At 44.2% G+C, this 13,611-nt stretch carries 10 protein-coding genes and 1 other RNA gene; 9 read left to right on the top strand and 2 right to left on the bottom strand.

All coding sequences use genetic code 11. The features are described from left to right. Window positions 1-74 precede the first annotated feature (74 nt). The 6 genes from WAE59_RS11460 (at window position 75) to aroC (ending at window position 6,016) form a co-directional block, all read left to right on the top strand. Window positions 75-281 (top strand): RNA-binding S4 domain-containing protein, encoded by a 207-nt coding sequence (locus WAE59_RS11460; RefSeq protein ID WP_337856097.1) that lies wholly within the window; start codon window positions 75-77, stop codon window positions 279-281. Further along, the gene (gene aroB, locus WAE59_RS11455) at window positions 281-1,345 is read left to right on the top strand and encodes a 3-dehydroquinate synthase (RefSeq protein ID WP_337856096.1); all 1,065 of its coding nucleotides are present in this window, start codon (window positions 281-283) and stop codon (window positions 1,343-1,345) included. The genes WAE59_RS11460 and aroB overlap by 1 nt, the downstream gene beginning before the upstream one ends. A 265-nt stretch (window positions 1,346-1,610) precedes the next feature. Beyond that, window positions 1,611-2,444: a prephenate dehydratase gene (locus WAE59_RS11450; protein ID WP_337856095.1), complete on the top strand. Its 834-nt coding sequence runs from the start codon at window positions 1,611-1,613 to the stop codon at window positions 2,442-2,444. Between the two features lie 53 nt (window positions 2,445-2,497). Continuing rightward, window positions 2,498-3,637: a chorismate mutase gene (locus WAE59_RS11445; RefSeq protein ID WP_337856094.1), complete on the top strand. Its 1,140-nt coding sequence runs from the start codon at window positions 2,498-2,500 to the stop codon at window positions 3,635-3,637. Between the two features lie 2 nt (window positions 3,638-3,639). Further along, entirely contained in the window at window positions 3,640-4,893 is a 1,254-nt protein-coding gene (gene aroA, locus WAE59_RS11440; RefSeq protein ID WP_337856093.1) for a 3-phosphoshikimate 1-carboxyvinyltransferase, read from the top strand. A gap of 34 nt (window positions 4,894-4,927) precedes the next feature. Further along, the gene (gene aroC, locus WAE59_RS11435; RefSeq protein ID WP_337856092.1) at window positions 4,928-6,016 is read left to right on the top strand and encodes a chorismate synthase; all 1,089 of its coding nucleotides are present in this window, start codon (window positions 4,928-4,930) and stop codon (window positions 6,014-6,016) included. Window positions 6,017-6,079: 63 nt separating this feature from the next. Here the strand turns inward: aroC and WAE59_RS11430 are convergent, their stop codons facing one another. Beyond that, the gene (locus WAE59_RS11430) at window positions 6,080-8,503 is read right to left on the bottom strand and encodes an alpha-ketoacid dehydrogenase subunit alpha/beta (protein WP_337856091.1); all 2,424 of its coding nucleotides are present in this window, start codon (window positions 8,501-8,503) and stop codon (window positions 6,080-6,082) included. 132 nt (window positions 8,504-8,635) lie between these two features. Here WAE59_RS11430 and WAE59_RS11425 point away from each other — a divergent pair, with 132 nt between their 5' ends. The 3 genes from WAE59_RS11425 (at window position 8,636) to ssrA (ending at window position 10,735) form a co-directional block, all read left to right on the top strand. After that, window positions 8,636-9,028, top strand: coding sequence for a DUF1573 domain-containing protein (locus tag WAE59_RS11425; RefSeq protein WP_337856090.1), 393 nt, complete (start codon window positions 8,636-8,638; stop codon window positions 9,026-9,028). 63 nt (window positions 9,029-9,091) lie between these two features. Next, the gene (locus WAE59_RS11420) at window positions 9,092-10,291 is read left to right on the top strand and encodes a pyridoxal phosphate-dependent aminotransferase (protein WP_337856089.1); all 1,200 of its coding nucleotides are present in this window, start codon (window positions 9,092-9,094) and stop codon (window positions 10,289-10,291) included. A 77-nt stretch (window positions 10,292-10,368) separates the two neighbouring features. After that, window positions 10,369-10,735, top strand: a transfer-messenger RNA (tmRNA) gene (gene ssrA, locus WAE59_RS11415). Between the two features lie 82 nt (window positions 10,736-10,817). Here the strand turns inward: ssrA and WAE59_RS11410 are convergent. Then, a complete protein-coding gene (locus tag WAE59_RS11410; protein WP_337856088.1) occupies window positions 10,818-13,508 on the bottom strand; it encodes a family 78 glycoside hydrolase catalytic domain in 2,691 nt (896 codons plus the stop codon). Between the last annotated feature and the right edge of the window lie 103 nt (window positions 13,509-13,611).

The following is a 13,611-nucleotide window of genomic DNA, read 5'->3' as shown; positions in this document are numbered from 1 at the left end:
TCGTTGGCAAAAATATATATTCCTTGGTTAGGAGTGATAAAACACTTTATAAATAATTGTAAGTTTGCCTTATAATGATAGAATTTAAATTAGAAGGCGAATTTATTCCCCTCATTCAGTTGTTAAAAGCGACCGGACTTGTACAAAGTGGCGGTGAAGCACAAACGGTTGTAGAAGACGGTCTGATCAAATACAATGGAGCGGTTGATTACCGCAAGCGCTTAAAAGTGCGTGTCGGAGATGTGATTGATTTCATGGGCCAGAAAATAAAAGTAATTTAATGAAGACATTAGACAGCGCAGGTCACAGCATCCATTTCGAAACGCAGCTTGCTTCTTTAGCCCAAGTATTCGAATCTGGAAAATACAGTAAGGTATTTGTTTTCGCGGACGGCAATACTGCTATACACTGTTTGCCGCTCTTTCAGGAAATGCTGGATGACTTCAGCGGCTTTGACCTGATAGAAACCGATCCGGGTGAAGAGAATAAGAATATTGATTTCTGTATAGGCATATGGAAAACTTTGTTGGATTTTGGAGCAGACAGAAAATGCCTGATGATCAATCTCGGTGGAGGTGTGGTGACCGATTTGGGGGGATTCGTTGCTTCCACTTACAAACGGGGGATTGATTTCATCAATATTCCAACTACCTTACTGTCACAAGTAGATGCTTCTGTAGGCGGTAAGACCGGCATAGATATCGACAATGTGAAAAATATGGTCGGTACATTTACACTCCCTCAGGCGGTGTTCATCGAAACTGCATTTTTAAAGACTGTACCTTCACGTGAATTGCTTTCCGGTTTCGCCGAGATGATCAAACACGGGCTGATTGTAGACGAAGTCTATTATCAGGAGCTGAAAAATGCGGACTACGAGCACATCACTGCTGAAGCGATCTACCGTTCTGTAGCAATTAAAAATGAGGTAGTCACCGAAGATCCTCACGAAAAAGGATTGAGAAAGATATTAAATTACGGGCACACCATCGGTCATGCGGTAGAAACTTATGCGCTGACCAATGATGCTAAACCGCTGACACATGGTGAAGCCATTGCGATAGGGATGATCTGCGAAGCCTATCTTTCCGTTAAAAATAACACGCTGAAAGAAACAGAACTACAAGATATATCCACCTACCTGTTGAGGCTATACCCCAAATACCATATCCAACAAGAGAGTTATGACCAACTGCTGGAACTGATGCAAAGCGATAAGAAGAATGAAAACGGGTTGATCATGTTTTCATTACTGAGCCGGATCGGTGCCTGCGACTTCAACTGCAGGGTTTCCGAATCGGACATCCGCGACAGTTTGAGCTATTACAATAGCCTGAATGCCTAATTAATTTGAGTGTCCGGAGGACGCAGAAGCAGACAATAAATTATTTTTTTAAAATAACTATTGACAAATTAAATTTTGTTGCTACATTTGGAAAAACAAAAAAAGAAATTTTGAACAACATCACTACATATTGGTTTGGTTACTTCTACTACTTTAGTAAGAGCCGGGACTGATATGCAATGAATCAAACAAGATAAATGTATACGAAAAGTCCCGGCCTAAAGCCGGGACTTTTTTCGTTTAAAGCAATAACGCAGAAAAACAAATGAAAAAAGGAGTAAGAGTAGCAATTCAGGGTATCAAAGCATCTTTCCACGAAGAGGCAGCCTTTAAATTTTTCGGAAAAGACATTCAAACCATTGAGTGTAATTCTTTTAAACTGACCTGCGAAAGTCTGGAGAATGATGAAGCTGATTTTGTGGTCATGGCAATAGAGAATTCGATTGCCGGAAGTTTGCTACCTAACTACACCCTAATCCGTGAATATAATTTCGCTATCGTAGGTGAAGTTTACCTACCCATCCAACTCCACCTGATGGCACTTCCCGGCGTAAAATTTGAAGATGTAAAATTCGCCACCTCCCACCCTATTGCCATCCGTCAATGTGTCGATTTCCTGGACGATTTCCCTAACATTCAAGTCATCGAAAGCAATGATACTGCAGCATGCGCCAAACGCATCAGAGATGAGCAGCTGAAAGATACCGTAGCTATCGCAAATGCACTTGCCGCGGAGTTATACGGCCTCAACATTATAGAAAGAAGGATCGAATCCAATAAGAAAAATTTCACCAGGTTTCTGATCCTGAAAAAAGATAAGACAGCAGAAGTCAATGACATCAACAAGGCTTCTATCTGTTTCCAGGTAGGCAACCACGTAGGTGCCTTGTCAAAAGTACTCAACATCTTCGCCGAACAGCAGGTCAACCTCACCAAAATCCAGAGTATGCCGGTATTGGGCAAAAGAAATGAATACTATTTCTATGTAGATATGGAATGGAAAAACATGGAAGATTACGACAAGGCCATTCGTCAGGCGCTAAAATATACGGTGAACTTCAACATCATGGGCGAATACCTGAAAAACGATAAAGTTTAATCCACAGAAAAAGAGAAAATTAAAATATTAACACAATATCAAACCCCAAAACAATGAAATTACAATTAAACATTCAGCCGATCAGCAGCTGGCTTGACATCAAAAATGAACCTCTGATCATCTCAGGACCATGCAGTGCAGAAACTGAAGAACAATTGCTCACTACAGCACATTTACTTGCAGCAACAGGTAAAGTATCTGTCCTGAGGGCAGGAATCTGGAAGCCGCGTACCCGTCCGGGAGAATTCGAAGGTATCGGCAGCATCGGTCTGGAGTGGTTGAAAAGAGCCAAAGCAGAAACAGGTTTACCAACTGCAGTAGAGGTAGCGAATGCAAAACACGTAGAAGAAGCTTTGGCAGCTGGCGTTGATATCCTTTGGATCGGCGCACGTTCCACTGTAAACCCATTTACCGTACAGGAAATTGCTGACGCCTTACAAGGTGTAGACGTCCCTGTATTGGTAAAAAATCCGGTAAACCCAGATCTTCAATTGTGGGCCGGTGCATTAGAACGCATTAACCGTGCTGGTATCACCAAATTGGGTGCAATCCACCGCGGGTTTTCTTCATTTGAAAAAAGCTCGTTCCGTAACGAACCAATGTGGGAACTCGCCATCCAATTGAAAACTTTATTACCTGACCTGCCTATCATCAATGATCCAAGTCACATTTGCGGTAACCGCGAACTGATTCCTTACATTGCTCAAAAAGCGTTGGATCTGGACATGCAGGGACTAATGATAGAATCACACGTAGATCCTTCCGTCGCCTGGACTGATGCAAAACAACAAGTAACTCCTGCTGCTTTGGGAGAACTGGCAGACCGTTTGACTGTACGTGAACCAGAATCTAAAAACGAAGCTTTCACTGATCAGCTGGCTGACCTTCGCAAGCAGATTGATAAAATCGACGACCTTCTGTTGCAAAAACTGGGAGAACGTATGGCTATTGTTGGTAAAATCGGTGAATTCAAACGCGATAATCAGGTTACTATTCTTCAGGTAAACCGCTGGGATGCCATCATTAAAAAAGGCATTTCATTTGCAAAAGCCCTTAAACTGGATGTAAACTTTACAGAGAAATTCCTCGAACTTGTTCACGGAGAATCTATCCGTAAGCAAACAGAGATCATGAACGCAGGTAAAGCAGAAAAAGGAATTGCTGCAGAAGCACACACTGAAGTTAAATCTTAATAATGAGTAAACATGCGCTTGTTTCCTTCAAAGGAAACAAACCTATTGAGACAGCGATTACCCTAACGGGTTCCAAAAGTGAATGTAACCGTGCATTGATCATCAGTGCATTGAGCAGGGGATCGGTGGAGATCGAAAACATGTCGAACGCAGCCGATACCGTCACTTTAAACCGCATACTCCAAAGCATTTCGCAGCAAAACCCACATCAGCAAACTGTTGATGTGGGACCTGCGGGTACCGCAATGCGTTTTCTGACAGCCTTTCTTTCTGTGCAGCAAGGTGATTTTTTATTGACAGGAACAGAAAGAATGAAACAAAGGCCAATCGGTATCCTGGCAGAAGCGCTCAGAGCAGTTGGGGCTTCCATTTCCTATGCCGGCGCGGAAGGTTTCCCTCCTCTTTCTATCCAGGGTCCCTTGCAGCAAAGTAATGACCGCGTAAGCATCAAAGGTGACGTAAGCAGCCAGTATATTTCAGCCCTGCTGATGGTTGCCCCCACACTTTCACAGGGTTTGACACTGGAGATTGAAGGTGAACTGACTTCGGTTCCTTATGTAAAAATGACTCTGGACATGCTGCAGGAAGCTGGTATCAGCCATACCTGGAGCGGCAACAGCATCAGTATTCAGGCGCAGGATTTTGGGACAGCCATTCTTGCAATAGAACCAGATTGGAGTGCAGCATCTTATTGGTATAGTATCGCCTGCTTAAGTGGTTCAGCTAATATCGAATTGCCCTACCTGAAAGAGAAAAGTCTTCAGGGCGATAGCCGGATCAGGGAAATCATGCAGGCTTTTGGTGTCAGCACCAGCAAAACAGAAAAAGGCATTTTAATCCAGTCTTCAGCAAAAGACTTCAACAAAGAAATACTAAATCTAAAGGATTGTCCGGACCTTGCGCAAACCATCATTGTATGTGCAGCGGCGCTAGGCAAAGACCTGGCATTTACCGGTCTGGAAACTTTGAAGATCAAAGAAACCGACCGCGTACAGGCATTGCAAAACGAACTCGCAAAGATTGGCGTATTGTTGAAGGAAGATAACCTGATTTATACCCTTGATTGCACAAACCTTCATTTCCCGGAGAAAGTTACTTTCGGAACCTATGAAGACCACAGAATGGCTATGGCTTTTGCACCACTGGCTTTGCTCATCAATGAAGTGGAACTGGAGGAAATGAATGTGGTAGAAAAATCCTATCCCGACTTCTGGAAGGATCTGGAAAAAGCAGGCTTTACCGTACAAGAAGTTTAAGCCCAATAAATCGTAAACCTAAAAACGTATATCAATGGCAGGCAATACATTTGGTCAATTATTTAGGATCAGCACTTTTGGAGAGTCACATGGAACTGCCATAGGTGTCATCCTGGATGGCTGTCCCGCACAGTTACCTATAGATCTGGACTTTATACAATCGGAACTGGATAAACGCAGGCCAGGGCAGTCTAAAATCACTACCCAACGCAAAGAAAGCGATACTGTACAGATCCTTTCAGGAACTTTTGAAGGGAAAAGTACAGGTACACCAATAGCGATGCTGATCCCAAATGAAGATCAGCGCAGTAAAGACTACAGTCACAATACAGATGTTTACCGCCCTTCCCACGCAGATTATACCTATGATGCGAAATACGGGATCAGGGATTACCGTGGGGGAGGCAGATCCTCTGCCAGGGAAACCGCAGCGCGGGTTGCCGCAGGAGCGATAGCTAAGCTCCTCCTTAAACATCATGGCATTGAGGTATTTGCACATGTTTCAGCCGTTGGGCAGATCCAGGCACCAAACCTCGCGCACGATGACATTGCCGAACTGCTGATCTCCAGGGAGGAAAATATCGTACGTTGCGCAGATCCGGCGACCGCCAACCAGATGATCGAATTTATTGATGGTGTGCGCAAAGATGGAGATACTGTGGGTGGAAAGGTAAGCTGCATCATCAAGAATTGTCCGGTTGGACTGGGAGAACCAGTATTCGACAAGCTCCATGCCGATCTGGGTAAGGCGATGCTTAGCATCAATGCCGTTCACGGCTTTGAATATGGCTCTGGCTTCCTCGGCAGTGAAATGCGCGGTTCAGAACACAATGATGTATTTCTGGTCAATGGAGGCCAACCCAAAACCCTTACCAATTTTTCCGGCGGGATACAGGGGGGGATTTCAAACGGGATGGAAATCAACTTCAGCGTTGCTTTTAAACCTGTTGCAACAATTATGCACAACCAGCAGACGATTAACGCTGCAGGAGAAGCTGCAGAAATCAAAGGAAAAGGCCGACACGATCCCTGTGTAGTACCAAGAGCAGTAGTAATTGTTGAGGCAATGGCAGCATTGGTACTTGCAGACCATTTACTGAGGAACAAGAGCAGTAAGCTTTAACCCGTTATTTCATTAAAAAGGGCTGGGAAAAAATTCGCAGCCCTTTTTAATGTATATCTTTCTTTAAAAAATAGATGGAAATTTCGTAGAATTATGGTCATGCATCATCTGGTAAACCAATTCTACAACATCATCTACAGACGGTTTGCTAAAATAGTCTCCGTCTGAGCCATAAGGCGGGCGGTGTGCCTTTGCAGTTAGCGTTCTTGGTTGTCCGTCCAGATGATAGTAGCCATTCTGTTCCTCCAAGATCTGCTGGAGGATGAATCCTGCTCCCCCGCCGGGTACATCCTCATCTACGACAAGCAGTTTATTCGTTTTGCTCAGCGAAGCAGCACAAATCTGATGTTTATCAAAAGGCAACAAGGTTTGGGGATCAATGATCTCTACCGAAATACCAAATTGGGCGAGTTCCTCTGCAGCTTCCTGCACCACCCTTAGTGTAGACCCATAGGAAACTATGGTCACATCTGTTCCCTCTTTAATCACCTCCGCCTCACCCAAAGCAACGGTATATTCACCGACATTATCGGGCAATTTCTCTTTTAAGCGATATCCGTTTAGGCATTCAATAACAAGCGCAGGTTCATCTGAGCGAAATAAAGTATTGTACATTCCGGCAGCCTGGGTCATATTTCTTGGCACACAGATGTGCAGACCTCTCAAAGAACCCAGGATCATCGCCATAGGAGAACCTGAATGCCATACACCTTCCAGCCGGTGCCCGCGGGTCCTGATGATCACAGGTGCCTTTTGCCCTGCCTTTGTGCGGTAAGACAAGCTTGCTAAGTCATCGCTAAGAATATTTAATGCGTAGAGAAGGTAATCCAGATACTGAATTTCAGCAATCGGCTTAAGGCCTCTTAGTGCCAGGCCTATGCCCTGTCCTACTATGGTCATTTCTCTGATTCCGGTATCCGTAATCCTTAACTCTCCATATTTTGCCTGAAGCCCTGCAAAACCCTGATTCACATCGCCTATCGCACCGAGATCTTCCCCGAAAGCAACTAAACGCTCATCACGCGAAAAATTAGCATCGAAACAGGCGTTCAACAGTTCCCTTCCGTCTACCATTTTACTTTCGTCCGTGTAAACGGCGCCTACGCGGTTCACTAAAAATGGGCTGTCTATGCCATCAGTAAATAATTTAGAGTTATAGCGTTCCTGATTCAGTTCACTTTGCTCAGCGTACCATTTTAGCAGTTCATCCCTCACAGCAGATGGTTCCGCGGCGCTTAAACGGAGTGCTTTTCTAGCTGCAGAAATGACTTCCTTACGCAAGGCATCCGGGGTACCGGAGAGTTGACTTGCAATTTTTGATATAGTTGAATTTCCTTTGGCAACTGAATTGATCAATGCGATCGCCTCATCTTTTTCTACCTTTATACTGGCCAAAAATTCGTTCCATGCTTCTATCTGTGTATCCTTAACCAGCTTTTTGGCTGCCGCTTCCAGGAGAATAAGCTCTTCTTCGGTAATGATTGCAGATTCCAGCATCCATTTACGCATTTGAAGGATGCAATCATATTCCTTTTCCCAATCCAGGCGGTCTTTATCTTTATAACGTTCATGCGAACCCGAAGTAGAGTGGCCCTGTGGCTGGGTTACTTCTGTCACATGGATCAGTACGGGCACGTGTTCCTCGCGACAAACATCTATCGCTTTCTGATAGATCTCGCAAAGTGCAGGATAATCCCAGCCCCTTACCTTATAAATTTCATAGCCGGCAGCATTTTCGTCACGCTGGAAACCTTTAAGAATCTCGGAGATGTCTTCTTTCGTAGTCTGAAATTTCGCGGGTACGGAGATCCCATAACCGTCGTCCCAAATGGACATTGCCATTGGAATCTGCAGCACACCAGCAGCATTAATGGCTTCAAAAAATACACCTTCTGAAGTAGAGGCATTTCCTATAGTACCAAAAGCTACCTCATTCCCGTTTACCGAAAAGTTCTTTAAATAACTGAGTTCAGGGTTTTGTCGGTATAATTTTGATGCATATGCCAGTCCAACAAGCCTGGCCATCTGCCCGCCTGTTGGCGCGATATCTGATGAACAGTTTTTGATCTCAGTAAGGTCTTTCCAGCTTCCATCTTCATTGATGGAACGCGAAGCGAAATGACAGTTCATCTGCCTTCCACCAGAAGCCGGATCAGCGGTTATGCTTGGATTTGCGTACAATTGCGCGAAAAACTCTTTGAGTGTACAAATGCCTGTAGCAAAAGCGAATGTCTGATCCCTGTAATAGCCAGATCTCCAGTCGCCATTCTTGAAAGCCTTTGCCATTGCAATCTGCGGAACCTCTTTACCATCGCCAAAAATACCAAATTTGGCTTTCCCTGTTAACACTTCCTTCCGGCCCAATAAACTCGCCTGTCTACTTTCAAAGGCGATTTTGTAGTCGTTGATCACAATTGTTTTGAAGTCGTCAAAACTTAACTCTGAAGCGTCAATAGGATTAGTCGTCAGTTTCACATTTGGCGTCATAAGCAAATCGGTTATGTGCCAAAGATACACAAAATATAAAGTATGACTTACGTGTGTAATGGAATTAATATGTTGGAATACTTTTTGAAATACCAATGAAAAGATTAAATTTGTTTTAAAACCCCATTACAAATGAAAAAGCTATTCTTATTATTTACACTGGTGATAGGCATTACCGCCGCTGCGAATGCTCAGTCTAAACCTGCGGAATTTAAATTCGATAAAGAGACTTACGATTTTGGTAAAATCCCATTGAACAAACCAGCTTCGGTAGAGTTTAAATTCACCAATATTGGTGATCAGCCACTCATCCTGAGCAAAGTAGAGACAACTTGCGGATGTACTGTACCTGAATATACGCAGACTCCTGTAAAAAAAGGTGAAACCGGTACCATTAAAGTAACCTATAACCCAACAGGTGCTGCATTGCCATTCAGCAAAAGCATTACGATCACTTCTAACGCAAAAACAACTACCAAAGTCCTTTACATCAAAGGAGAAACGGTGGCTGCAAGTACGAAGTAGAAATCCAGAAGATATTTTTAAATTAAAACCTCGTTAATCAACGAGGTTTTTTATTTTTGCGCCATGCCAAAAATATCAGAAAAAGGGATTCAAATGCCCGCTTCACCAATAAGAAAGTTAACGCCTTTTGCTGATCAGGCTAAAAGGTCAGGTAAAACTGTCTACCACCTGAATATCGGACAACCAGATATTGCCACTCCGGAAGGGATGCTCAATGCAATCAAGAACATCGATTTTGATGTATGGGCCTATACTCCATCAGAAGGAACACTGGCTTACCGGACTAAACTTGCTGAATATTACAACAAACTGGGCTACAACATTACGCCTGAAGATATACTCGTTACCGTAGGCGGATCTGAAGCCATCACCATAGCGATGCAAACTTGCGTGAATGAAGGTGATGAAATCATTATCCCAGAGCCTTTTTACGCAAACTACAATGGATTTGCCTGCATGAGCAATGTGGTGGTCAAACCGATTTTGTCTTATATAGAAAATGGCTTTGCATTACCACCGATTGCTGAATTTGAAAAACTGATCACAGATAAGACCAAAGCGATCATCATTTGCAATCCCAACAACCCTACTGGTTACCTGTATTCGAGAGAAGAACTGGATGCATTAAAGGCACTTTGCCTGAAATATGACCTGTTCCTGTTTTCCGATGAAGCTTACCGGGAATTCTGTTATGATGGCCGGGAGTTCATTTCACCAATGCACCTGGAAGGTTTAGATCAGAATGTGGTGGTGATGGATACAGTCTCCAAACGTTATAGTGCTTGCGGAGCACGGTTGGGCTGTTTAATCACGAAAAACAAAGAAGTGATCCAATCGGGTTTGAAATTTGCCCAAGCCAGGTTAAGCCCGGGTATGGTAGAACAAATTGCAGGTGCAGCAGCGGTAGATACCCCTGACAGTTATTTTGAAGCGGTAAATAAAGAATATACCCTCCGCAGAGATACTTTGGTGAAACGGCTAAATGCCATTGATGGCGTATTCTGCCCTAACCCGGGCGGTGCATTCTACGTGGTAGCCAAATTCCCGATAGATGATGCTGACAAATTCTGTCAGTGGATCCTGGAAAGTTTCGAACATGAAGGTGCTACTGTCATGATGGCACCAGCAACCGGATTTTATTCTACTGCGGGATCAGGAAAGAATGAAGTCAGGATGGCCTATGTTCTGAATACAAATGACCTTAACAAAGCCATGGACTGCCTTGAAGTTGCTTTGCAACAGTATCCGGGTAGGACAGTGTAAATCGGCATATTATTTGTATATTTGTATCCCGGTTGAAAATCTTATGAAGTTATGCATAGGTATTTAAACTTTAAAATGGGGCCGTTTTGGATTTGACAGGGTGGCGCTGAGTATGTTAGCATGCAGTGCGTTGTACGGAGAGCACTTAAAAGAGAACGTTCACACTATAATTGGCGAAAATAACTACGCCTTAGCTGCCTAATTTAGAATTAGCTTAGCTTTTGTCCCTCTAACTGCTGCGATGTTAGGTTAGAATATGGGGCATCGAAATAACAACGCTGGCAATTGTAAGGTGTGGTACAATTGTGAGATAAAGCACCTAAGGTGAACGGTTAGGTCGGTTTCCAGCCCGCCAGATCCCTACAATTAATTGGAAAATAAGCATGTAGAAGGCATAATTTATCACACAACTGGACAAGGGTTCGAACCCCTTCGGCTCCACAAAACACAGAAGCAGCTCAAATGAGCTGCTTTTTTAATTAATAGCCCTCAAAAAACTGTATCTATCTACCAATCCCCAATAGGCTCAATTGAGCTCAAGCTTATATACACCCGATGGAAAGGTAGCCTGAAATTTTCGCTTCAGTTTTTGAACAGGGACAGCCTGACCAGATTCATCTATGATGCTTGTTTTCCCGGCCGGCAAAACGAAAGTTGCTGAGGAATTTACCGGAATTTCAATCAGGATGTACATTTTGCCATTGCTTTCTTTTTTCCATTCCGAGCGAATTTTACCGTAAGGGCTATCATAGGAAGACTTACAGAAGCTGAGTTCTGCAACCGGTTTTGGTTCGATCCAAAAATGCTGCATACCCGGATATTTCTGATCTGGTTTTATTCCTCCGATCGCATAGTAGAACCACTCTACCACACTGCCAAACATAGGATGGCTTTTGGAGCCCTGCCCGTCCCAGGTTTCCCAAAGCGTGCTGTTCTTCGGATCCAGAAGGTAGCCAAAGCCGGGGAAACCTTTCTGATCCATGATCTGGTAGGCAAGATCATCCCTCCCCTGCTCAGAAAGTACTTTCAGTAGCAATGGGGTGCCCAAAATTCCGGTATCAAAATGATAATTGAGGCGCTTTAACTGAGCCAGTAAGGAATTGAAGACAAGTGTCCTGTCTTCGGCAGGAACCAGGCCAAATGCCAGTGCAAATACATCGGCTCCCTGTCTGCCTTGCCAGTAGCTTCCTTTCGAGCGGTCGTAATAGGCCTTATTGAAATCAACCCTGATCTTATCTGCAAGCTGCCTAAACTTAATCTGCTCTTCCTGTTTACCCAAAACAGCCGCTGCCTTGCTCATGATGTCGGTTACATGGTAGAAGTAGGCCGTATTTACGAAGGCTTCAGGAATTTCTATGTTGTTGGGCGTGCACCAGTCGCCCAAACACCATCCCTTTGGCTCCTCCCGGTCTACCAGTCCTGCTTGATTTGTCCTGGTTTGCAGATACCTTACCCATCCTTTCATGCCCGCATAGTGTTGTGCTAAAATGCTGCTGTCCCCGTAAAAAGAAAAATAAGACCAGGGCATGATTACATAGGCTGAGCCCCAGGCAGGGCCACCTCCCCCACCTCCAAATGGAGCAGTATGCGTTACGAATCCGGTTTTCTTGTTTCTGGCATCGCCCATATCGTCGAACCATTTACGATAAAACCGGCGCATGTCGTAACTAAATATGGAGCTCGCCACCAGTACTTGTCCATCGCCGGTATACCCTAGCCGTTCCCTATGCGGACAGTCGCTACTGATGCTTCCATGGAAATTGGCGTTCTGCGTCCTGATGTAGGCCGATTTTATTTTATTGAGGAAAGCATTGGAGCTCTCGAAAGTCCCATTAGACCGCACTTCTGTATGTACTTCCCTGATGATCAAGCTACTCTTATCCAGTACTATATCCCTTGAAATCACTTCAATACGTCTGAATGCATGCCAGGTAAATTTAGGCTCCCAGCTTTCCACTCCTGAACCCTTTACGATGTAAGTATCTACCTGACCATAATCATCTCCCTCCTCGCTGATATACCTGATTTTCAAAATGCTCCCCGCTTTACCTTTCAGGCAAATGGCCGCCCAGCCCGATACCGTTTCATCCAAATGGTAGGTATACAATGAATCCTTAGACCTGCCTTCAAAAATGGGACTAAGGGTACGTACAATTTGATCAAAAGGCGCATGCTGTGCCCTTAAAATACCTGTAGGAGGACTGACCAATACTGCGTCTTTCCATTTTGAGTCCTCAAAACCTACTTTGTTCCAGGGGCCAAACTCCAGGCGGGCATCATACTTTTCACCTGTAAAAATTCCGTCTTTAATCAATGGTCCATTTGCAGTCTTCCAACTTGGATCAGAAACAATTATTTCATTTGTACCATCTTCATATTGTATTTCCAGCTGGAAGATCAGTTTCGGGTCGTCATACCACATATCGCCCTCTACCCGCCGGTCCCTTTGGTTGTACCAGCCGTTGCCAAGCTGCATTCCAATCGCATTCTTCTTCGCGCTGAGCTGGGCAGTCACCTCAAAACTATTGTAAAAAACACGCTGTGTAGATTGGTCATCATATGGGTAGAGTAAGTTCTGAAGTGGCCTGTGGTCGTAATTCGTTACTGCCGGTGCCAAGACTTGATCCCCTATTTTATTCCCATTGAGCGAAAGTTCATAAAAGCCCAGACCACTGACATGTACAATGGCCTGCCTGACCTTCTTTGCAATCTGAAATTCTTTTCGAAAGAAAGGCGAGGGATAAGTAAAGGAGGGGTTCTCCCTGGGGGCATGCGCCGAACCGATCCATTTAGCTTTCCAGTCTGAGGCTTGCAATAAGCCCATAGACCAGGAAGAAACCCGGCTCCAGGGAGATGGCAGATCTTTTTCATCCCATACCATTACCTTCCAGTATACCCTGTCACGGGAAGATAGCGGCTTCCCCTGGTAAATAACCTGGCTCGAATTGTCAGAATTGATTTTACCCGTATCCCAATAGTCACCTTTGTTTTGTTTTAGTAAGGAAGCACTGCTTGCTACGATAATGCGGTAGGCTTTTTGGGACTTGGCTTTATGAGGGGAAATCAAATACCAGCCCAGGCTTGGATGTCCAGTTTCAATAGCTAAGGGGTCTGTCATGTGTTCGCATTCAAGACGTTCAATCTCAACCTCTCCCCTTGCAGCGGCGGGCAAAATTGAAAAAGAAAGGAACAAGGCAATCATGAGCATTAATTTCATGGCATACGTGGATTGAATAAAATAAATCCAAGCTACGAATATATTTACAGCTAAGCATAGAAGAAATAAATATGGAAAAAAAGACACCGCAGTTCCCATCCAA

The sequence above is a fragment of the Pedobacter sp. GR22-6 genome, from assembly GCF_037402555.1.
GTDB lineage: Bacteria > Bacteroidota > Bacteroidia > Sphingobacteriales > Sphingobacteriaceae > Pedobacter.
Note: the sequence above shows the minus strand (reverse complement) of the source record. Positions and strands in the feature narration are given on the sequence as shown.